The sequence below is a fragment of the Bifidobacterium sp. UTCIF-38 genome, from assembly GCF_006454495.1.
Lineage (GTDB): Bacteria > Actinomycetota > Actinomycetes > Actinomycetales > Bifidobacteriaceae > Bifidobacterium > Bifidobacterium callitrichos.
The window spans coordinates 1-22097 of sequence record NZ_JFAL01000009.1; the positions used below are offsets into that span (position 1 = coordinate 1).

The 22097-nt window shown below is 65.7% G+C and carries 14 protein-coding genes and 1 pseudogene; 10 read left to right on the plus strand and 5 right to left on the minus strand.

All coding sequences use genetic code 11. The features are described 5' to 3' along the window. Positions 1 to 149: pseudogene (locus BW11_RS04595) on the minus strand (ISL3 family transposase); the annotation flags it as partial. A gap of 77 nt (positions 150 to 226) precedes the next feature. Between BW11_RS04595 and BW11_RS11650 the strand changes: the two are divergent. Further along, positions 227 to 433 carry a hypothetical protein gene (locus BW11_RS11650; RefSeq protein ID WP_219846722.1) on the plus strand — a complete coding sequence of 69 codons (207 nt, stop codon included), beginning with the start codon at positions 227 to 229 and terminating at the stop codon, positions 431 to 433. Positions 434 to 470: 37 nt separating this feature from the next. Here BW11_RS11650 and BW11_RS04600 read toward each other — a convergent pair whose 3' ends face one another. Next, on the minus strand, positions 471 to 1838 hold the full coding sequence (locus tag BW11_RS04600; RefSeq protein WP_140444851.1) for a dipeptidase: 1368 nt from the start codon (positions 1836 to 1838) through the stop codon (positions 471 to 473). 144 nt (positions 1839 to 1982) lie between these two features. On the opposite strand from BW11_RS04600, the gene BW11_RS04605 reads away from it, so the two are divergent. The 6 genes from BW11_RS04605 (at position 1983) to BW11_RS04630 (ending at position 9152) form a co-directional block, all read left to right on the plus strand. After that, the gene (locus BW11_RS04605; RefSeq protein WP_043166376.1) at positions 1983 to 2606 is read left to right on the plus strand and encodes a DUF3043 domain-containing protein; all 624 of its coding nucleotides are present in this window, start codon (positions 1983 to 1985) and stop codon (positions 2604 to 2606) included. 75 nt (positions 2607 to 2681) lie between these two features. After that, on the plus strand, positions 2682 to 4235 hold the full coding sequence (locus BW11_RS04610) for an FAD-dependent oxidoreductase (protein ID WP_140444852.1): 1554 nt from the start codon (positions 2682 to 2684) through the stop codon (positions 4233 to 4235). Positions 4236 to 4316: 81 nt separating this feature from the next. After that, entirely contained in the window at positions 4317 to 5102 is a 786-nt protein-coding gene (locus BW11_RS04615) for a DUF4191 domain-containing protein (protein ID WP_140444853.1), read from the plus strand. Between the two features lie 332 nt (positions 5103 to 5434). After that, positions 5435 to 6868 carry a type I glutamate--ammonia ligase gene (glnA, locus tag BW11_RS04620; protein ID WP_043166424.1) on the plus strand — a complete coding sequence of 478 codons (1434 nt, stop codon included), beginning with the start codon at positions 5435 to 5437 and terminating at the stop codon, positions 6866 to 6868. Between the two features lie 153 nt (positions 6869 to 7021). Next, the gene (locus BW11_RS04625; protein WP_140444854.1) at positions 7022 to 8041 is read left to right on the plus strand and encodes a cation diffusion facilitator family transporter; all 1020 of its coding nucleotides are present in this window, start codon (positions 7022 to 7024) and stop codon (positions 8039 to 8041) included. 262 nt (positions 8042 to 8303) lie between these two features. Beyond that, positions 8304 to 9152 (plus strand): hypothetical protein, encoded by an 849-nt coding sequence (locus BW11_RS04630; RefSeq protein ID WP_140444867.1) that lies wholly within the window; start codon positions 8304 to 8306, stop codon positions 9150 to 9152. Between the two features lie 148 nt (positions 9153 to 9300). On the opposite strand, the gene BW11_RS04635 is transcribed toward BW11_RS04630, so the two are convergent. The 3 genes from BW11_RS04635 to BW11_RS11510 all read right to left on the minus strand — a co-directional run bounded on the left by BW11_RS04635 (position 9301) and on the right by BW11_RS11510 (position 16863). Then, complete coding sequence (locus BW11_RS04635) at positions 9301 to 10428, minus strand: P-loop NTPase (RefSeq protein WP_107043423.1); 1128 nt, start codon at positions 10426 to 10428, stop codon at positions 9301 to 9303. 70 nt (positions 10429 to 10498) lie between these two features. After that, complete coding sequence (gene ligA, locus BW11_RS04640) at positions 10499 to 13174, minus strand: NAD-dependent DNA ligase LigA (protein WP_181162501.1); 2676 nt, start codon at positions 13172 to 13174, stop codon at positions 10499 to 10501. Between the two features lie 221 nt (positions 13175 to 13395). Then, positions 13396 to 16863 (minus strand): lipopolysaccharide assembly protein LapB, encoded by a 3468-nt coding sequence (locus BW11_RS11510; RefSeq protein WP_258184545.1) that lies wholly within the window; start codon positions 16861 to 16863, stop codon positions 13396 to 13398. 263 nt (positions 16864 to 17126) lie between these two features. On the opposite strand from BW11_RS11510, the gene BW11_RS04645 reads away from it, so the two are divergent. The 3 genes from BW11_RS04645 to BW11_RS04655 all read left to right on the plus strand — a co-directional run bounded on the left by BW11_RS04645 (position 17127) and on the right by BW11_RS04655 (position 22078). Continuing rightward, positions 17127 to 19328, plus strand: coding sequence for a hypothetical protein (locus tag BW11_RS04645; protein WP_258184544.1), 2202 nt, complete (start codon positions 17127 to 17129; stop codon positions 19326 to 19328). Between the two features lie 217 nt (positions 19329 to 19545). Next, on the plus strand, positions 19546 to 21222 hold the full coding sequence (locus BW11_RS04650; protein ID WP_140444856.1) for an aryl-sulfate sulfotransferase: 1677 nt from the start codon (positions 19546 to 19548) through the stop codon (positions 21220 to 21222). Positions 21223 to 21286: 64 nt separating this feature from the next. After that, positions 21287 to 22078, plus strand: a complete 792-nt coding sequence (locus BW11_RS04655; RefSeq protein WP_140444857.1) for an energy-coupling factor ABC transporter ATP-binding protein — start codon at positions 21287 to 21289, stop codon at positions 22076 to 22078. The last annotated feature ends 19 nt before the right edge of the window (positions 22079 to 22097 follow it).

Sequence of the window (22097 nt, forward strand, 5' to 3'; positions counted from 1 at the left end):
TCGGGGCAGCGGAACCGCGAGCCCGCCTCGAAACCGATCCCGATGTGCAACTCCTGCCTGCCGTCGTCGGTGTCCCGGAAATCCACGGACTCGACCCTCCAAGGCTCCCGCAGCTGGAGCGCGGCCGTGAACAAACGCGAGGTATCCATGCCTCCAACCTACCCGACAGACATCACACCGCACACCATCACCCACCACAAACAGCGAAAGGCCTGAAATTTCGATCATGTGGAACCGCAGCGGCATCGAAGTCACCACGTCCAACGAAGTGTCCCAAGAGCGGCTTCCAAAGCACGGGCACGGACTGCAACACTACCGTGAGAAGATCGAACGCATCGGCGGTACCTTCACCACAGGGAGCATGGACGATGGCGCGTGGTTCTCGTTCGTGCTCGTCCCACCGAAACGCGGCGGTCGGGACCGCCGGCACTGAAGCCGTCGGATACCCGACCGACTGGTCACCGTTCAGGTCACGCGCCGAGCTTGGCGAGCAGCAGCGCCTCGGTGACGACGTTGTTCTTGAGACCCGACAGGGAGATCGACTCGTTGGGACTGTGCGCGTTGGCCTTCGGATCCTCCGGGCCGGTGACGAGCACCTGCGCGGACGGGAAGAGACGCTGCAGTTCGGGGATGAACGGGATCGAACCGCCCTCGCCCTTGTTGATCGGGGCGACACCGAACGCCTCCTCCATCGCCTCGAGCGCGTCCCTGGTGGCCACGGCGTTCGGGTCCATGGCCCAGCCCATGCCGTTTTCAAGCCTGGCCACCTCGACCTGAGCGCCGAACGGCGGGTTGTTCTCGAGGAACGTGGCGAGTGCGTCCTGCGCCTGTTCGGGGCGCTGGTTCGGCGCGGTGCGCAGGGACAGACGGAATCGGGTCTCGGGGGCAATCACGTTGAACGAGCCGTCGACCGGATGGGCGTCGAAGCCGATGACCGTCAGGCTCGGCTTGGTCCACAGGCGTGAGGCGAGCGATCCGGAGCCGGCGAGCGTGTAGGAGTCGAGGATGCCGGCGTCCTCGCGCACGGTGGCCTCGTCGAGGTCGCGCTGCAGGCCGCCGATCGGCTCCTCGGCGGCGATGCCCGGCACCGCGAGGTCCCCGTTGTCGTCGTACAGGGAGGCGATGAGCATCGCGGCGAGCGTGTTGGAGTCGAGAATCGGGCCGCCGTACTGGCCGGAGTGGACCGGGTGCTTCAGGGCGCGCACGGTCACGTCGACGCAGGTGTTGCCACGCAGCGAGGTGGTCAGGGACGGGATGTCGGCGGACCAGTTGCCGGAGTCGGCCACGATGATCACGTCGGAGGCGAACTCGTCACGGTGGGCCTCGATGAACGGGATGAAGCTCGGCGAGCCCATCTCCTCCTCGCCTTCGATGAAGATCTTCACATTGACCTTGAGGTCGTCGCCGAGGGCCTTGAGCGCGCCGGAGTGGATGGCGATGCCGCCGCCGTCGTCCGCCGAGCCGCGGCCGTAGAGACGGCCGTCGACCTCGGTGCCGACGAACGGGTCGGTGTCCCAAGCGGCCGGATCCGGCACGGGCTGCACGTCGTGGTGGGCGTAGAGCAGGACGGTCGGGGCGTCGGGGTCGACGATGCGCGAGCCGATGACCTCCCACGCGCCCGGCGTGCCGTCCGGGTTGGCGGACTGGACGACCTTCGCGTCGACGCCGACCTCGCGCATCTGCTCGGCGACGAATTCGGCCGAGCGCTTCATATGCTCGCCGGTGATGCCCTTGGCGGACACCGAGGCGAGGGCGATCTTGCGGCTGAGCACGTCGACGATGCGGTTCCAGTCCGCCTCCACGCGGGAGCGGATCTCGTCTGCGCTGATCTGTGCCATCAGTGGACTCCTTCTACTACTACCTATCTGTCTGCGGTTGTCCGCATGGCCCGGCCCCAAATGGCCTCAAATGGCCTTCACCGGCGGAATACCGCCGTTCGCACGCCTTCGACGCGCGTCTAGACGTCACCGTAACCTGCAAGCATGACATGGAATCCGTTCAAGAAGAAGGAAGACGCGCAGGAGTCCGTCGAGGCGACTCCGGCGAGGACCGAGTCGGTCAGGGGCGAGAAGAAGAACCGTCCCACCCCGAAGATGAAGCAGGCGCAGGCCGCCGGCATCCGACCGCTGGTGCCGACCGACCGCAAGGCCGCGGGCAAGGCCGCCAGGGAGCGTCTGCGCGAGCGTGAGAACGCCGAGTACGAGGCGATGCAGAAGGGCGATATCAACCACATGCCCAAGGCCGAGCGTCTGCCCTACCGCGTCTACATCCGCGACTACGTCGACGCCCGCTTCAACATCGGCGAGTTCTTCATCCCGGTCGCCATCGTGATCCTGATCGGCTCGATGATCATCAGCACCGTGTGGCAGAGCCCGCTCGCCTCGATGATCATGATGATCCTCATGTACGTCTACCTGTTCGCCGTGATCATCGACGTGTGGATCATGTGGCGAGGTCTCAAGAAGAAGCTCATCGAGAAGTTCGGCGAGCGTTCCGTCGCCAGGGGCAGCCGTTCCGGCTCCTACGCGTGGAGCCGTGCGATCCAGGTGCGCCGCTGGCGTCTGCCGAAGCCGCGCTATGACAAGCGCGGTCATTGGCCGGAGTGATCTCGTACGACACCATCCTTTGGAGGCCCCGATCGGGGCCTCCTTTTTTTGTTCCACGCGGCTACGATGGATGGCATGAGTGAATCATCCGACATGGAAGCATTCGACATCGTCATCATCGGCGCGGGTCCGGGAGGCTACTCGACCGCACTGCGCGCCGCCGAACTGGGCAGGCGCGTCGCGCTCATCGAACGCGACGCCACCATGGGCGGCACCTGTCTCAACCGCGGCTGCATCCCCTCGAAGGCCCTCATCACCGCGACGCACACGATCGACACCGTGCACCGCGCGGCCGAACTCGGCGTCCAGGCGCACGTGGACGGCATCGACTACGGCACGCTGCGCGACTATCGCGTCCATATCGTCGAGACGATGACGCAGGGCCTGTCGGCGCTGCTCGCCCATCGCGGCGTGACGGTCTTCCGCGCGTCGGGATCGCTGGAACCGGCATCGGACGGCGCGGGGGCGACGACGCGTACGGTCCGTCTCGTCGCCGCCCCCGGTCAGACGGACGTCCTGCGATCCGACGAGGCGGACGAGCCGAAACCACAGGGCGCATCGCTGGAGCTGCACGCCACGGACGTGGTGCTTGCGCTCGGCGCATCCCCGCGGCCGCTGCCGGGCAATCCGTTCGCCGGAGCGCTGATCGACTCGACCAAGGCGCTGGAGCTCGACGAGTTCCCCGCCTCCGCGGTGATCGTCGGCGCGGGTGCGGTCGCGGTCGAATTCGCGTCGATGTGGAACGCCGCCGGGGTGGACGTGACCATGCTCATCCGCCGCGATCGCGTGCTCTCGCACTGGGACAGGCGCACCGGCGTGACGCTCACGCGCGAGCTGGTCCGTCAGGGCGTGAAGGTCGTCAGGAACACGGCCGTCAAGCACGTGGACACGGGCGCGAACCTCGGGGCGACCGTTCACTACATGCAGGGCGGTTCGTCCGGCGCGAACGGTGCGACCGGCGCGAACGGCACGGAGCACACCGTCGAGGCGGAGATGGTCCTCGCCGCGATCGGACGCGACCCGAACACCGACGCCGACTGGCTGGAGGCGGCCGGCGTGCGGCGCGACGCCGACGGCTACGTCACGTGCGATCCGCTCGGACGCACATCGGCGGAACACGTGTGGGCGGTCGGCGACATCGTGGCGGGGCACGCGCTCGCGCACCGCGCCTTCGAGCAGGGCATCACCGTCGCCGAGGCGATCGCGGGCCTCAACCCGAAGCCGGTCGACGAGGCGAGCGTGCCGCAGGTCGTCTTCTCGCATCCCGAGGCCGCGTGCGTGGGGCTCACCGGACGCGAGGCGATCGACGATCCGCGCTTCAACAACGTCAAAGAGACCATCTATCCGATGATGGGCAACTCGCGCATGCTCATGAGCGGCGTGGGCGGTTCGATGACCGTCGTCAGCGGCGAACGCGCCGACTCGGATCATCCGGACACTCCCGAGGTGCTCGGCGTGCACATCGTCTCCCCCGTCGCCTCCGACGTGATCGCCGAGGCCGAGCAGCTGGTCGGCAACCACGTGGCGCTCAGCGACGCGGCACGGCTCATCCACCCGCATCCCACGTTCGGCGAGACGCTCGGCGAGGCGCTGCTCAAGGCGGACGGCCGTCCCCTGCACACGCGCTGAACCCGCCGCAGGCACGCGCGGTCACAGCTGCTGGTAGAGTGTAGGGCCAGTATGCGTACATTCCGATGCAAGTGAGGGAGCATGGCCGACAAGGACGAGAAGAAGACCAAGAAGCAGAGCACGATCAAGCAGATCATCCAGATCTACAAGTACACCGTCAAGGACGACAAGCAGCTGCCGTGGCTGCTGGCCGGCGCCATCCTCGCCCCGATCGTCGTGGCCGTGATCATCGGACTGATCTTCCAGTGGAACTGGCTCAACTGGATCTTCATCATCATCGCCGCCATCATGCTTGGCCTGCTCTTCGGCACGATGACGCTCACCAACCGCGCCGACAAGGTCGGCTACAGGCAGCTCGAAGGCCGTCCGGGCGCCGCGATCGGCGTGCTGAGCAACATGAACAAGGCCGGATTCAACTTCCCCGAACAGCCCGTGTGGGTCGATCCGCGCACCAAGGACGCGATCTGGCGCGGCACCGGCTACAACGGCATCTACCTGCTCGGTGAGGGCGACTACGGCCGCGTCAACCGTCAGATGGACCGTGAGGAGCGTGCCATCAAGGGTGTGACCGCCGGCTCGCAGATCCCCGTCTACCGCATCCTCGTGGGCAACGGACCGAAGCAGACCAAGCTGAGCGACCTGCGCAAGACCGTGACCCGTCAGAAGAGCTATGTGCCGATCCAGCACAAGAGCAAGCTGATGGACAAGATCCACCCGCGCCGTCGCTTCATGCTCACCAAGGAGGAGCTCGCCATCCTCAACGACCGTCTGCGCACGCTGCAGATGAAGAGCGGCTACGGCATCCCGAAGGGCGTGGATCCGAACCGCGTGCAGAAGGTCAGCCGTCGCGCGATGCGCGGCAAGTGATCGACTTGGCTGTTACCAGAACGATGGGCCCGGCGGCAAACACCGCCGGGCCCATCGTCGTATCCGCCCATGCGTCCCCGTCCGTCCCCATTCCGTCCATAGGACGGACGCGCACGCGTATGCGCCGATCCGCTCCCGAAAAGGTGCGATCGGACGCAAAGCAAGTCATCGCAACGGAAATCGCACGCATAGACGCTCCTCGTTACCGTTCACGAAACATTCTCGTAACCGAAGTTTCGAGCGGGCGAAACGCTTGTTCCTATGCTTAACCCTTGTAAGTTGTCAATCAACAAAACGTTCTCACCAAAGGAGCGATCGTGGCAGAGAATAAGATCTTCGCCCATACGCCGGAAGAAGTCGAGGCCCTCATCAACAAGGAAGGCATCGAGTACGTCTCCGTTCGTTTCACCGACCTCATCGGCGTTCAGCAGCACTTCACCGTGCCGGTCAGCGAGTTCCTGGACAACGCGTTCACCGACGGCATGCCGTTCGATGGTTCCTCCGTGCAGGGCTTCCAGGCCATCAACGAGTCCGACATGAAGCTGGTCCCGGACGTGACCACCGCCTTCGTCGACCCGTTCCGCAAGCACAAGACCCTCGACGTGGCCTTCTCCATCGTCGACCCGCTGACCGACGAGCCGTACTCCCGTGATCCTCGTCAGGTCGCCGGCAAGGCCGAGGCCTACCTGAAGTCCACCGGCGTGGCCGACACCGCGTCCTTCGCGCCTGAGGCCGAGTTCTTCATCTTCGACAAGGTCCGCTACGAGAACTCCATGCAGCGCTCCTTCTACGAGGTCGACTCCATCGAGGCCCCGTGGAACTCCGGCGTCGACACCGAAGAGGACGGCACCCCGAACATCGGCTTCAAGAACCGCATCAAGCGCGGCTACTTCCCGGTTCCGCCGATCGACCACAACCAGGACCTGCGCGACGACATGGTCGCCAACCTGCAGAAGGTCGGTCTGCAGCTCGAGCGCTCCCACCACGAGGTGGCCGGCGCCGGTCAGCAGGAGATCAACTACCGCTTCAACACCCTGCAGCACGCTGGCGATGACCTGATGAAGTACAAGTACATCGTCCACGAGACCGCCGCTCTGGCCGGCAAGTCCGTGACCTTCATGCCCAAGCCGATCGCCGGCGACAACGGCACCGGCATGCACTGCCACCAGTCCCTGTGGAAGGACGGCAAGCCGCTGTTCTACGATGAGCAGGGCTACGGCGGCCTGTCCGACATCGCCCGCTGGTACATCGGCGGTCTGATCAAGCACTCCTCCGCGGTCGTGGCGTTCACGAACCCGTCGCTGAACTCCTTCCACCGTCTGGTCCCGGGCTTCGAGGCCCCGGTTTCGCTGGTCTACTCGGCCCGCAACCGCTCCGCCGCCATCCGCATCCCGCTGGCCGGCACCTCCCCCGCCTCCAAGCGCATCGAGTTCCGTGCCCCGGATCCGTCCTGCAACCCGTTCCTGGCCTTCTCCGCCCAGATGATGGCCGGCCTCGACGGCATCCTGAACCACATCGAGCCGCCGGCACCGGTCGACAAGGATCTCTACGAGCTGCCGCCGGAAGAGCACGCCAGCATCAAGCAGGTGCCGAGCTCCCTCGGCGAGGCGCTGGACGCCCTTGAGGAGGACAACGACTTCCTCACCGCCGGCAACGTCTTCACCCCGGATCTGATCGAGACCTGGATCGACCTCAAGCGCGACGAGATCGATCAGGCCCGTCTGGCCCCGACCCCGCTCGAGTACGAGCTGTACTACCACATCTGATAGTCGCATGACTCGCGTCTGAAGCGCAATGGAAACGCCCTGACCACACTGCTGGTCAGGGCGTTTTCGTATGCACGCATGCGCACTACAATGACGTTCCGGATGCCCGAGGGTTTTACGGGCGAACACATGCACATCTGGGAGATGGGAATCATGTCGCAGGATACTGCGGACGGCAGCATATCAGTCATCAGGCCGGATCGGCACGGCCAGGCCAGTCCCAAGGCCAAGACCGGAGCCGCGGTCAAGGCCGCGCTGGCCGCGAACGTCGGCGTCGCCATCGCGAAGTTCGCGGCCGCGGCGTTCACCGGATCATCATCCATGTTCTCCGAATCCGTGCACTCGGTCGCCGACTGCGCGAACGAGCTCGTGCTCATGGTCGGAGACAAGGCGTCCGACCACAAGACCGACGGCGATCACCCGTTCGGTCTGCACCGCGTCAAGTATCTTGCGAGCTTCATCGTCGCGACGCTGCTGTTCTTCGTCGGCGGCGTGTTCGCCGTCTCGCAGGCGGCGGGCAAGCTCACCGGACTGATCGAGGGCACGCTCCCCCGTCAGGCCAACTCGCTCGAGCTCGTCGCCGCGCTCGTCGTGGTCGGTGTCTCCGCCTGCCTCGAAGGCTACGGCCTGCACACGTCCGTGCACGAGGCGCGTGGCCGCATGAAGCGCGTCAAGGTGGAGAGCACGTCGCTGGTCCGGTTCTGGCGTCGCACGAAATCGGCCGAACTCGCCTCCGTGATGATGGAGGACACGCTCGCCCTGATAGGCCTGGCCTTCGCAGGGCTCGGCATCGGCCTGTCCATCGCCACCGGCGACGAACTCTACGACGCGATCGGCGGCCTGATGGTCGGCCTCGTGCTGGTCTGCGGGTCGGCGGCCCTCGCGTTCAAGTCCGGCTCGCTGCTGATCGGCGAGGACATCGATCCCCGCACACGCGAGATGCTCGTCGAGGCGATCGAATCCACCCCCGGCGTCGACCGACTCATCAACATGCAGGCCATCCACATGGACGAGGATGCAGTGCTGCTGTGCATGAAGGTCGAGACCTCAAAGCTCGACCGCGATTATGACGTGCAGACCGTCGACAAGATCGAGTCGAGCATCCGCGGCCGGATGCCGTGGTACGAATGGGAGATCTATGTCGAGCCGGACATCTGGAGGAGTGAGAAGTAAGCCAGCTCGCTTGCAGCGAATCGTTCTCAATAAGGAACGTGTGAGACAACCGCACGGGAACGCACAATCGCACATCACCCCTTAGCGGCGGAATACCGACGATTCCAGGCAATCGGATGTGCAATTGACAGCCCGTCAACCCTCACACTTTCGTTATTGAAAACGGTTCGCTGCGCGATCATCCACCGTGTTATGCACCATATGCACATGGGAAGGTGAGCGGCGGAGAACATCCCGTATGGTCGGGGGCATGGTCTCATTCATGCAAAGCAACATCGTGGCGAACAGGAAGATGGAGCGGGACCGATGCAATGCGGCGGCCCGACGCACGAGTGCACCGTTGCACGTCGGGTATCTCAACGCGGTGCGGTATTGGGGTGCGCCGATTCCGGGTGACTGTGATCTCAGGGATGACACCGTGCATGTCTCGGTTCCGGAATCGCCCATGCGCAAGCGGGTCGCGGGAGTCACGTTCCATGTGTTTCGCGGAATGGAATCCTATCGCAAACAGGACTATGAGCGGTTCTGGGTGGCGTCGCCGGCGATGACCTGGGCGCAGATGGCGGGCCATTGCGGCGTGGAGGACCTTGCGGCGATCGGCTCGGCGATGCTCAGCCGTGATACGCGGCGCAAGGTAGCCACCCTCGCGGAGCTTCGGGAATACGTCGAGAACAGTCCCCGATTCCGAGGACGGAAGAACTGTCTCGCCGCATTGCCATATATCACCGAGAACACCGACTCGCCTCCGGAGACGCAGCTGTTCAAGGCGTTGAAGGATGCCGGCTTGGGGAATCCCTCGCCGAATCACCGGGTGGAATTGGACAGGTCCTACGCACTGCTGGACATGGCGTATCCCGATTGCAAGGTCGCGTTCGAATATCAGGGGTATCACCATGCCGAACCCGATCAGATGATGGCCGATGCGGCGAGGCTGAACCGGCTGCAGGTGCGCGGATGGGCGATCGTGTACGTGACGGCCGACGACTTCCGCACGCCGGAGGCGCGTCGATCGTTCATGGCTCTGGCGCGGACCATGGTCGCACGACAGCGGTATCTGGCGGCATTTTGCAAGTTGTGGCAAACTCCCGTTGCAGCGAATCGTTCTCAATAAGGAATGTGTGAGGCAACCGCACGGGAACGCACAATCGCACATCGCCCCTTAGCGGCGGAATACCGCCGATTCTAGGCAATTGGATGTGTGATTGACAGCCCGTCAACCTTCACACTTTTGTTATCGAGAACGGTTCGCTGTAAGGGGACTAGCCGATCAGCCGCTCGGCCAACGCCTTGAACTCGGCGCCGATGCCGTCGCCCCTCAAAGCGCCGTCCTCGTCAAGGACCGCGGGGCGCCCCGCCTCGCCGGTCTCACGCAGTTCGGGCTCCAACGGCAGCTGCGCCATCAGCGGCACGTCATAGCCGAGCGCATCCGTGAGCTGCTGGGAGACGCGCTCGCCGCCGCCGCGGCCGAAGATGCGCAGTTTCTCGCCCTTGTGCTCGTAGTAGCTCATGTTCTCCACGACGCCACGCACCTTCATCGGCACCTGCAGCGCGACCAGTCCGGAGCGCACGGCCACGTCGGAGGCGGACGGCTGCGGGGTCGTCACGACGACGAGCTCGGCGTTGGGCAGCGCCTGCGCGACGGAGATCGCCATGTCGCCGGTGCCCGGGGCGAGATCAAGCAGCAGCACGTCGGGCTCGCCCCACCACACGTCGGACAGGAACTGTTCGAGCGACCGCTGCAGACGCGGACCGCGCCACAGGATCGCGCGATCGGCGCCGGCGAACATGCCGATCGAGATGAGTTTGACCCCCCATGCGGTGACGGGCATGAGCATGCCGTTCAGGTTCGTGGGCTGCGTGTGCACGCCGAACAGGCGCGGCAGGGAGAAGCCGTAGATGTCCGCGTCGATGGCGGCCGTATCGTAGCCGAGGGCCGCGAACGTGGCGGCGAGGTTCGCGGTGACGGACGACTTGCCGACGCCGCCCTTGCCGGAGGCGATCGCGAAGATGCGCGTCTTGATGCCGGGCTTGTTGAACGGGTTCTGCTTGCGTTCGGCCTTGAGATCGGCGACGAGATCGTCGAGCTTGTCGCGGCTCATCGAACTGACCTCGATATGCGGGGTGAGCGTCGCGTTCGGATAGGAGGCGACCGCGCCGTTGATCTGGTTGGTGATGGTTTCCGACAGAGGGCAGCCTTCGACGGTGAGTTCGACGTGCACGGTGACGTCGTAGGCAGGGCGATTGCCATCGGTCGACGACTCGGCCGGGACCGCGTTGATCGCGGCGATCATCCCCAGATCGGTGACGGAGCGGCCGAGCTCCGGGTCGATGACGCGGCTCAGCCGCTCGTAGATGTCCGCTTCGATCCGTCGGGTGTCTGCTGTCATGAATCCTCCTTAATTGCCGCGTACCACACTAGCGTGCCAATCGGCGGATTGCCAGACCTTTTTGACCGCCCTATTCGCCGTCCGCTTCGCCGGTTTCGAGCAGCCGGTTGAATCCGGCCTCGTCGAGCATGGGGATGCCGAGCTCCTCGGCCTTGGCGGCCTTGGATCCGGCGTTCGCGCCGACGACGACGTAGTCGGTCTTTTTGCTCACCGATCCGGCCGCCTTACCGCCGCGTTCGATGATCGCCTCCTTGGCGGAGTCGCGCGAATAGCCTTCCAGCGAGCCGGTGACGACGACGGTCTTGCCGGCGAGCGTCTGCGGCAGCGTGCTTGTCTCCGCGGCGGCGACTCCCACGCCGGCCGCCCTCCACGCACGCAGCGTCTCGCCTCGCCAGTCGCCCGGCTCGCGTGCGGCGGCGAACCAGCCGACGACCGATTCGGCGATCTCCGGACCCACGCCGTCGATTTCGGTCAGCTCGTCGACGCTCGCCTCCGCGATCGCATCCAACGACCCCAGCGACGAGGCGATGAGACGGGCGGTGGGCGGTCCGAGACGCCTGATCGACAGGGCGACCAGCACGCGCCACAGGTCGGCGTGACGAGCCTTGTCGATCTCGTCGAACATCTTGCGCGTGTTCTCGCCCGGACGGATGTACACCGGCACGTCGGTTTCGCCTGCGCGCGTGCGCTTATGGTCGACGCGCACGATCTCGGCGTCCGCCGGCACGTCGTAGTCCGGATACGCCGATTCCGCCGACTCGTCGCGCCCCGCAAGCTGCTTGGCCGTAAGCTTCCTCGCCGCCGTGGGCGTGGTCCAGAACGCCGGCACCTGATGCCACAGGCCCGATCCGCCGATGCGTCGACGCGTCCTCTTCTTGCGACCATTCGCGTCGACCGTCTCGTGCACCTCGATGATCGGCGCCTCACGCCACACGCGCACGTCCTTCAAGTCGGCGGCGGTCAGGGCGAACAGCCCCGCCTCGCTGGAGAGCACCGGCACCTGCGGCTCGGGCAGGGCAAGACCCGGCACCGGCTCGTACGGTTCCGGCTCCTCGCCCGGCGCGACGAGGATCTCGGTGGTGTTCGGCGCGAACGTCGCGACCGAACCGGGGCGGTTCTCCTCCGGGTTCGTCAGCGCGATCGCCGACTGGTCGCCCAGATGCTCGATGTCGAACGCCTTGCGCGAGGCGAGCGAGATCACGCGTTCGGTCAGCTGCGCGGGGCAGCTTTCGACGTTCGGGCAGCGGATGTCCTTGTCGCCCTCCTTGGCGGGGGCGAGCTTCGCCCCGCACGACGGACAGTATTCGGGCATGACGAACTCGCGCAGTTCGTCCTCGCGGCCGCGGCGACGCTCCAGCACCGGTCCGACGAGCTCGGGTATCACGTCTCCCGCCTTGCGCACAACGACCGTGTCGCCGATCAGCACGCCCTTGCGTCTGACCTCGAACGGATTGTGCAGCGTGGTGCGTGCGACCGTCGAACCGGCCACGTACACGGGTTTCAGAATCGCGACGGGCGTCACGCGTCCGGTGCGTCCGACCTGCACGGTGATGTCAAGCAGTTCGGTGTTGACCTCCTCGGGCGGGTACTTGTAGGCGATCGCCCATCGCGGTGCGCGCGAGGTCGCGCCGAGGGAGCGCTGCAGCGCGAGATCGTCGACCTTGACGACGATGCCGTCGAGCGCATGCTCGATATCGCCGCGATGCTCGCCGTAGTAGTCGATCATCTTCAGGATCTCGTCGAACGACTTCACGGTGCGATTGTGCGGGGAGACCGGCACGCCCCACTTCTCATACAGCGCGTACGCCTCGGACTGGTCGTTGACCTCATCGTGGGAGTCGGCCGCGCGTCCCGCACCCCAGCGCAGCGTGCCGATGCCGTGCGCGTAGAAGCTCAGCCGTCGGGTGGCGGTGATGCGCGGATCCTTCTGACGCAGCGATCCGGCCGCTGCATTGCGCGGGTTGGCGAACGGCGTGCGACCGGCGTCCTCCTGCTCGTCGTTGAGCTTGCGGAAGTCGTCCCAGCGCATGAACACCTCGCCGCGGATCTCGACGAATTCGGGGATGTCGTCCTTGTCGCCGCCGAGATTCGCGGGGATCGACCCGATCGTGCGCACGTTCAAGGTGATGTCCTCGCCGGTGACGCCGTCGCCGCGCGTCAATCCCTGCTCGAGCACGCCGTTCCTATAAATGAGGTTCAGGGCGAGGCCGTCGATCTTGACCTCGCAGCTCATCGGCAGCGCCTTGCCGTCCGGCCAGTCGAGATCGCGGCGCACCGAATCGTACCAGTCCCTGAGCTCCTCGATGGAGAACACGTCGTCGAGGCTCATCATGCGGCTCGGGTGGCGGACGGACGCGAAGTCGTTGGAGAACGTGCCTCCGACGCGATGTGTGGGGCTCTGCGGGTTGTCAAGCGCGGGGAACGCGGCCTCGAGTCGCTGCAGGCAGCGCAGTCGCGCGTCATACGCGGCGTCGGAGGAGACCGGCGAGTCGTCGATGTAATAGGCGATCTGATCCGACTCGACCCATGCGGCGACGCGCGCCCACAGGCGCTGGGCCGCCTCCGCACTCAGCGATGCGACATCAAGCCGGTCGAGTCGCACCGCGTCGGAGTCGGTGGGCTGGAGCGCGGCGATCCATTGCTCGCTGCCGGGCCGGCCCTCATCGGCGACGATGTCGGGCGACCCATCCGACGCGTCGAAGTCCCACGCAAGCTGTTCGTCTGCCATATTCCCGCCTTTGCTCATGGTCCGATTGCTCTGTCGATTGTACCCATGGAGCGATCACGGCTTACAGCGAACCGTTCTCGATAACAAAAGTGTGAGGGTTGACGGGCTGTCAATCGCACATCCAATTGCCTGAAACCGGCGGTATTCCGCCGCTAAGGGGTGATGCGCGATTGTGCGTTCCCGTGCGGTTGCCTCACACGTTCCTTATTGAGAACGATTCGCTGCAACGGGTTGGGCGCTCACACGCTCAGGGAGCGGATGAACTGGGCCTGCACCACGTCGATGCCGCTGTCGTCGTCATCGGCCATGCGCGCGGTGGCGACGGAGAGCGTACGGGCGGGCACGAACAGTCCCTCGTCGACCGTAAGCCGCGCGGCGTCGGCCACGATGCGCGCCACCTCGGTGTGCGGCCACACCGGCAGATCATGCGCGGCAAGCACCGCAGCCGCGTCGGCCACGCTCTCCGGCACGCGGATGCACTGCGAGTCGGCGCGGGCGACGAGCTCCTGCAGCTCCCCCTCCAATGCGGAGATCTGCCCGGGGGCGATGTGGTCGCTCATGATGTACGCGGCCACCGCCACATCGAAATGATCCTGCATCCACTCGTCGTAGGCGAGGCGATAGTAGGCGAACGCGGCGTCGTCGCGATCGAGGGCGACCCGCAGGGCGTTGAGGCATGCGGCGCGCGCCGAATCCCAGTCCTCGTTGCGCGCCAGCTGCACGGCGAGCTTCAGGTGCGTGAGCGGATAGGCGGGCGCGTAGGCCACCATCGCGTTGAGATGCTTGAGGGAGTGGGAGGCGCCCTTGACCTGCGCGAGCACGTCGGCGAGTTCCATGTGCGCGTAGAACAGGTTGTCGGGGATCAGCACCGTGCGCTCGCCGGATGTGGCGAACAGACGATTGTAGATGACGCGTTCGGCGTACGAGTTGAAGTAGCGCGGCACGCCGCCGCCCTTGGCGTACAGCGCGTCGACGTGTCCGATCGCGGCCTCGGCTGCCTCGAACGCCTGATCGACCTGTCCGTTGAACAGGAGGTCGCGGGCCTTGAGCCGTTCCCTGTCGAGCTCGTCGGCCATGCGCAGCGCGACCGATGGCGTGTCCCGCCCGTCGATGAGCGCGCTGGTGATCAGCGGCGCCTGTTCGCTCAGTTCCGGGTCTCCGATCATGTCGACGATGCGCATCGCCTCCTGGGCCTTGGCGACGGACGGCATCGTCTCGTCGGAGGCGAGACGATGGAAGTCCGTGTCGGCGCGCTGCATGAGGTCGACGCGCTGGATCGACAGGCCGGAGGCCCTCGTGGTGCCGAGCACGCGAGCGGTCTCGCCGGTGAAGACGCGGTCGGACATCTCCGGCTCCTCCTGGGCACCGGCGGGCGCGAACGCGGGGTCGCGTAGGTCGAAGCCCTCGTTGACGGGCTTGAGCGCACCGGAATCGACGTCCATCACGGCGTCGAACATGCGATACGTGCTCATCGGATGCGAGAGCGAATCCTGTTCGACGCGCATGAGGAACGCCTCGCGCGTGAACGTCACGGTGGCGAGGTTGCGGACGGTGGGATTGCGCCTGAGCACGCTCATCGGGTCGTCCGCCGCGCCGGAGTCGACGTCATCGTCACCATCCGATCCGGAGCCGAGACCGGCGCCGGAGATCAGTCCGTTGGCGCCGAACTCGTCGTCGGCCATATCGTCGGAATCGGAGGCGGCATCGGCGGCATCGTCACCATCCATCCGTCCGTCGACGCCGTTGCGGCCATCGCCCGGATTGGCGAACGCCGTCTCGTCGATGTCGATGTCGACGTCCCTGACCAGATCCTCGAACCGCTGATCGAGCGTGTCCCCGGAGGCGGCCGTCGCGTCGGCGGAGGATTCGTCCGCTTCGCTCCCGTCCCCAGCAGCAGCATCCGCATCGCCCGACTGGTCGGACGCACGATCCGCGATCGGGCGGGATGGCGACGGCGTACGCGTCGGATCGCCATGGAAGTCGCCGTCCTTCGGCTCGGACTTGCCACCGTGCACGGCGCCCACGTTACCGGTGTGCATGCGTTCGAACGCGCTCAGCGCCTCGCTCATCATCTCCTCGATGGCGGAGTCCTGTTCGGCGAGCGCCTCCTCGAGTCCCAGCGAGTCGACGTGCAGGGACACCTCGTGCACGCGCTCGGAGGCCGCGAAGCTCAGCGCCGCCATGATCAGACCGACGCGCAGGTTGTAGTCGGCGCTCATTTCGGCGCGTTCGCGGTCGGAGAGCTTGACCCAGCTGTGCGACTGCTCGTCGTACCGGCTCGCCGGCATCATCGAGACGCCCGCGGTGGTGAAGCCGACGGCCACGCGTCCGGCGGCGAGGTTGGAGCGGATCTCCACGTCGAAGCGGTACGGCAGACGCAGTTTCCTCACGAGCAGCGCCATGCTCTGACGGTAGGTCCATTCGGAGTCGGCACCGCCGCGTTCCCTCGCTCTCTCGCCGATGTCGCGCGCGATGCGGCGCGCCTGTTCGATGAGCGCGAGCATCGAATTGGCGTCGTCCTGCTGCCCGGAGCCGAGGGATCCGTCCGTGGGATCGCCGCCGCCGAGGGCGATCAGCGCCGGATCGTTGAGAAGCTTCAGGTCGAGGGTCGAGGCCTGGGCGCGGGTGATCGTCTCCTCGGTGGGTTCGAGCCCAAGGCGCGTATTGCGTTCCAGCCATGCGCTCACCTGCGCGAAGCGGTTGAGGTTGCCCTCGATGGCGAGCGCGCGCAGGGCCGGGGCGAGCGACAGCGAGGAGTCCCAGTTGAAGAAGTAGGAGCCGGAATAGCTGGAGGTGTACAGGTGCAGCGGTTCGGCCCCGTGGACGGCCTCGAGGCCGGGGGCGTCGTCGAGCGCGCCGGCCTCGTGCATGAGTTCGGCGAAGTGGTCCTCGAGCCCGGACACGCGCATGCCGTGGGCGCGTACGGCGAGCATGTCGCGTACGGAGCGGCGGATCGCGCCCATCGGCGCCTCGCGGTTGAGCCTGCGGAAGATGTTGCCCGCGCCGAATCCGAGCATGAGGCCGCTCATCTGCGGCAGCATGTAGGCGGCGAAGAAGCCGATGGCGATGGCGTCACGGTATTCGAGATCCTCGCGCATCTCGCGAGGCAGGGGGTAGCGCATCTGTTCGAGACGGTATCGGCCGCCACTCGATCCCCAGCCGTTCCTGCCGACGCCGACGCCGATGCCACGGCCCTTGCCGTCGTCGGTGCGGCTCCATGCGGCGAGCCAGGTCATCCGGCCGCGGTCGTCGCGGCCGACGATGCCGCCGCCGACGCGGGGGCTGCCGGCGGCACCGGAGACGTTCGAGGAGCCCGGCTTGCGGCCGTCGGCTCCATTGCCGTCCGCGAGGCCACGCGGCTCCTTGGTGAACATGAACCGCGGTTGCATGTTCTGCACGTCCATGCCGATCTCAGGGCCGACGAACACGCGGCCGCGGCCGTCGGCGTACGCGATCTGCGAGAAGTGGTCCTTGTCGGCGAACACGCCGAGCGAGAAGCCCTCCCCGGACGAGGAGGACGGGCCGCTGCCCGACAGCTGCGCCCAGCCGAGCGTGAGCTTGCCGGGCACGTCGTCGAAGTCGAGCAGGTGACGTTTGACGAGCGGGCCGAGCCTGCGCGAATGGCTGGCGAGCTCCCGGGCCACATCGAGCTCGACGTCGCTGGGGTCGCGTCCGACGTCGGAGGTGTCTGATGCGGCCCGGTTCATCGCCTCGGCCGCCGCACGGTCGAGGGTGGCGCCGAACGGGTCGGCCGATTCCATGGCGCCCTCCACGGCGCCTCGACCCGAGCGAGTCAGGCGCGACGCGAACCGCAGCGCTCGCGTCATCGCGTCCCTGATCGGGTCGGGAATCGGTGCGAACGGGAAATTGCGGTGTGGCTTACGTACTGACATGCCTCACATTGTTTCAACGCAACCCGACATGGCGGTCGGCCGTGAAGCCTACAGAATAATGCCTATAGAATAAGGGGGTGCCTCATCTTCCCCGGCTTTCCTTTGGACTTTCCCCGCTGCCGCGACGGCTGCTGCGCCGTCACCGACGCGCGATCGTGCTGACCGTCGTCACGGCGCTGCTCATCCTGCTGATCGAATGCTTCGGGTTCAACATGCCGTTCTGGCGCACGCTCGGCGCGAGCATGGATTCGGCAGCATACGAGAACACGATGGGACCGGGATTGGAACGCACCGACACGGGTTCGCTGCGTGTCACCGATCCGAGCGGGGCTTGGCTTCAGGTCGAGACGGACGGCACGTCCGATTTCGCACGCGTCGATGCGCTCACGCCGAAGCAGGATGCGCTGCGCATCGTGCATCTGCGCGCCTCGCTCGACGGCGGCACGGCCGCCTCCCGCACCGTCTCATTGGTCTCCCGGCGCTCCCTGTTCATCCCGACGCATGGCGCGGGAACATTGCGCGTGTGGATCGAGGAGGGCAAGAACCAGATCATTCCGATCGAGGCGATACGCGCGAACGTGCGCGTCCCGTTCACGTTCGACGTGACGCGGGTGGCGCTGATGGCGGGCGCGGTGCTGATGGTCGTCCTGCTCGGCCCATGGTCGAGGCTGTGGCGCATCGCATTGGACACGTCGAGTCTCCGGCAGCGTCTGGGATTCGCCGCATTGCTGACGCCGTTCGCCGTGTCCATGGTGACGAACGTCGTCTGGCAGATGATGTACTCGCAGCCGCTGGTCTTCCACGCCCTGGGAGGCTACACCTATGATTTCGAGCAGTACGGCCGGCTGGCCGACTCGCTCCTGCACGGTCGTACCTGGCTCGATCTGATGGTGCCGCCGGAGCTTGCCGCAGCGGCCGATCCGCATGACGTCATCACCCGCAATCGCCTGTTCGCCGAGGGCGTCGACCCGATCTACTGGGATCACGCGTACTTCGAAGGGCGCTGGTACACGTATTTCGGCGTGCTGCCGGCGATACTGCTGTTCATGCCCTACCGGGTGCTGACCGGCAGGATGCTCTCGAGCGCCGCGGCCGTGCATCTGCTCATGTTCCTGGCGCTGCTGTTCGCCTGCCTGCTGGTCGTGCGCGTCATCGCCCGTCTCGCACCGCGCACGTCGGTGGCGGCCACGCTGATCGCACTGGTCTTCGTACCGCTGGCCGGCAACTACGGGTACCTGTTCTACCGTACGAACTTCTATTCGGTGCCGTTCGCCGCCTCGCTGACCCTGACCGCGCTGGGATTGTGGCTGTGGGTGGGGGCGCAGACCGCCAAGCCGCCGCTCAACCCGGCCGACCGGTGGCAGGTCGGTTCGGCGCCGGAGATCTCCCTGCCGCGCCTGGGACTGGGGGCGCTGTGCATCGCCTCGAACTTCGGATGCCGCCCCACGTTCTGTCTGGCGGCGCTGCTCGGCTTCCCGCTGTTCTGGCCGCAGATCCACGCACTGGTCTCTCATCTCGCCGCCGGCAAGGTGTCGTGGCGCAAGGCACTGCGCGCCCCGGGCGTGGTGATCGCGGCCGCCGCGGTGCCGATCGTGCCGCTCATGCTGTACAACCGCGCGCGTTTCGGCTCCCTGTTCGACTTCGGCACCGCCTATCAGATGACCGTCACCGACATGACCCGGTTCAGGGAGCCGATCGCGGACATCCTGCCGGTGATCGGCTACTACCTGTTCCTGCCGCTGCGCTTCGGCGACGGCTTCCCGTGGCTGCGCCTCTCCCCCACGCCGCTGCCTGAATGGTCGTTCGCCGAGCCGATGGTGGGCGGCCTGTTCGTCCTGTGCCCGCTGCTGCTGGCCGCCTTTGCGCTGCCGGCGCTGCTGCGCGTGCCGGATACGGGCCGTACGCCCGGATTGCGTCCGATGCTGATGGGGATGCTCGTGCTGGGTCTCGCCCTGGTGGCGTTCGATGCGGTGAGCGCCGGCCTCGGCTGGCGGTACATGTGCGATTTCGGCTGGCTGTTCGCGCTGGCCGCGCTGCCGGCGCTGCTGCGCGTGATGGGGGACGTCGTCGACCATGACGACATGGCGGCCGTCGACGCGTCCTCGCGTATCTCCCGCGTCTGCCGCATCCGTCCGGCGTTGCGTCTGATCGTACTCGCGATCCTCATGTGGTCGCTGCTGGTGGCTCTGACCTGCTGGTTCACTCCGGGCCGTCAGGATGTGATGCTCTCCGGCAATCCGCGCCTGTTCGGCGACGTGGCCTCCTGGTTCCTCGCCTGAGAACGCCTGAGAGAAAACCGGATGCGCTCCCAGCGAATATTCAGCGAACGAGTCTTGCACGTACAGGCAAACCCCAAGAATTCCAAGGGTCCGCGCATACTATGAAATGGTTTCTTCACAAATCGATAACCTTCCGATCCCCCGTCGGCGGCTATCCTCGGACCCCTCACCGCAGGGATCCCTCGCACATCGAACAACGAAAGCCGAACACCACTTCATGAAGCGCATCGCAACCAGGAACCTCGCCGTACGCATCGCGGCCGCGGCCGTCACCCTCGCCATCGCCATCGGACTGTGCCTGTTCTCACAGGACAACGTCCAGGCGTCAATCAAGGAACGTCGCGTGGAACGCCTCAACGCCCGCATCGCGAACGTGTACACCACCGATTACCAGAAGATGGCCGACGAGCAGCTGACCTCATCGCGTGATAAGGCCGAGGCGACGCTCGACAAGCCGTTCGTCGCCGAGAACCCGTACGGCACGAACACGACGTCGCTCTACGTCTACTTCACCACGGACAAGGCCACCGACGTCTCCTACACCGTGCACGCCGAAGGCTACCCGGACTTCTCCGCCACGGCCGAACAGGGCGACGACTACTCCACCGAGCACGAGTTCCTCGTACTCGGTCTCATTCCGGCCACAAGCAACACCATCACCTTCACGCTCAGGGACTCCACGGGCGAGACCGTGGCCACCAGGCAGATCACGCATCAGGGCGCGAAACTCCTCGGCGAGGAGGAGGTCCGCCTCGACCAGCCGGTCGAACCGACCGACTCCGCCACGCAGGCGCTCGGCAACGGCCTGTACGCGATCCTCGGCAACGACTCCAACGAGCAGGACTTCATGTACTACTACGACGTCAACGGCGTGCTGCGCGGCGAGGTGCCGGTCATGTACTACCGTTCGCACCGTCTCCTGTTCGACGACGACGGACTCATGTGGTTCTCCGCCTCGACGAAGCACTTCGTCGGCATGAACCGGCTCGGCAAGCTCGAAAAGATCATCAACCTCGGCAGCCGGTTCATCCTCCACCACGACTACGCGCTCGACTCGGACGGCAACATCGTCTCCCTCGCCACCGATCTGACCCGCTCCGACCATGCGGTGCAGGATCAGGTCATCAAGGTCGACACCACCACCGGCAAGGTCACGCAGCTCGTCGACTTCGGCGAGATCTTCCCCGACTACAAGTCGTCCACCGACCATTCGGGCATCGACGAATCCGATCCGACCGCCACGAACCGCTGGGACTGGATCCACTTCAACACGATCCAGCTGCTGGACGACGGCTCCGCGCTGCTCTCCGCGCGCGAGACCTCGACGATCATCAAGATCGACGACATCGAAGGCGAGAACGGCGAGCCGACGGTCGACTACATGATCGGCGAGCCGAGCGTGTGGGACGGCACCTCATACAAGGACCTGTTCCTCACCAAATCGGGCGACTTCGGCGACACCGGCGGCCAGCACTCGATCACGTACGAGGCCGACCCGTCGCTGCCCGACGGCCAGTACTACATCTACATGTTCGACAACAACTTCGGCTACGCGATGACCCGCCCCGACTACGACTGGACCACGATCAAGGGCATCTCCACCGCCCAGAGCTCGAAGGATAGGAACTCGAACTCGCAGTTCCGCAAGTACCTGGTCGACGAAAAGGCCGGCACGTACACCGAAGTGCAGAGCTTCGACGTGCCGTACTCGCCGTACGTGAGCTCCTCGCAGGAGATCACCGACTCGATCAACCTCGTGGACACCGGCATGCAGGGCGTCTTCGGCGTGTACGACGACGACGGCAATCTCCAGGCCCAGTACACGATGAAGCTCGGCACCTCGTACATCTACCGCGTGTACCACTACGACTTCAAGGGCTTCTACTTCGCCTGACGTACACCATCCGTTCGGACGGACGGTCATCCAAGGCCCATGGCACTCACTAGACTGAAGTGCCATGGGCTTTTTCTTTTCTCGCAAGGACACTGCGAAACCGACCTCGGTCACGTTCACGCTCGCAGGCGCCGGACACACCTACGACGACGGGCACGTGGGACTGACCCCGCTGAACCTCACGATCACCGAGAAGCGCGTCGCCATCATCGGCCTCAACGGCTCCGGCAAGTCGACGCTGCTGGGTCTGCTGGACGGCTCGCTCAAGCCGGCCGCCGGAAAGGTGACGCTCTCCGGAGCCGACATGACGCTCGACACATCCTCGAAGAAGGACCTCAAAACCGTCGACGAATGGGTCGGCAAGGTGCGCCGCGAGGAGATCCCGAACGTGTTCTACCGCGCCGAGAACATCGTCAAGGCGGTCGACGAATCGCTCAAGAAGCACAAGATCCCGGACGCGGAGCGCTCGGCGCGCATCGGCAACCTGTTCGCGCACTTCGGTCTGCAGCAGATGCGCGGCGCGAAGGCCGCCGAACTCGACTCGGAGAAGCGCCATCTGCTCGCGATCGCCGCGGCCCTCGCGTTCAACCCGTCCGCGATCGTGGCCGACGAGCCGTCGAAGGGACTGGACGAGATCGGCACACGGCATGTGGCCGAGGCGCTGTTCACCTACGACAAGCAGGTCATCGTCGCCACGCATGACACGGACATGATCGTCCGCCCCGAGTATGCGATCGACCGCACGCTGGTGCTCGACGCGCAGCATGTCGTCTTCGACGGCACCCCGAAGGACGCGGTCGCCTTCTACATGGACCTGATCCGCAGGAAGTACGAGGAGGGTCAGGCCGTAGGCTGATCGGACTAGACCTGCCCGA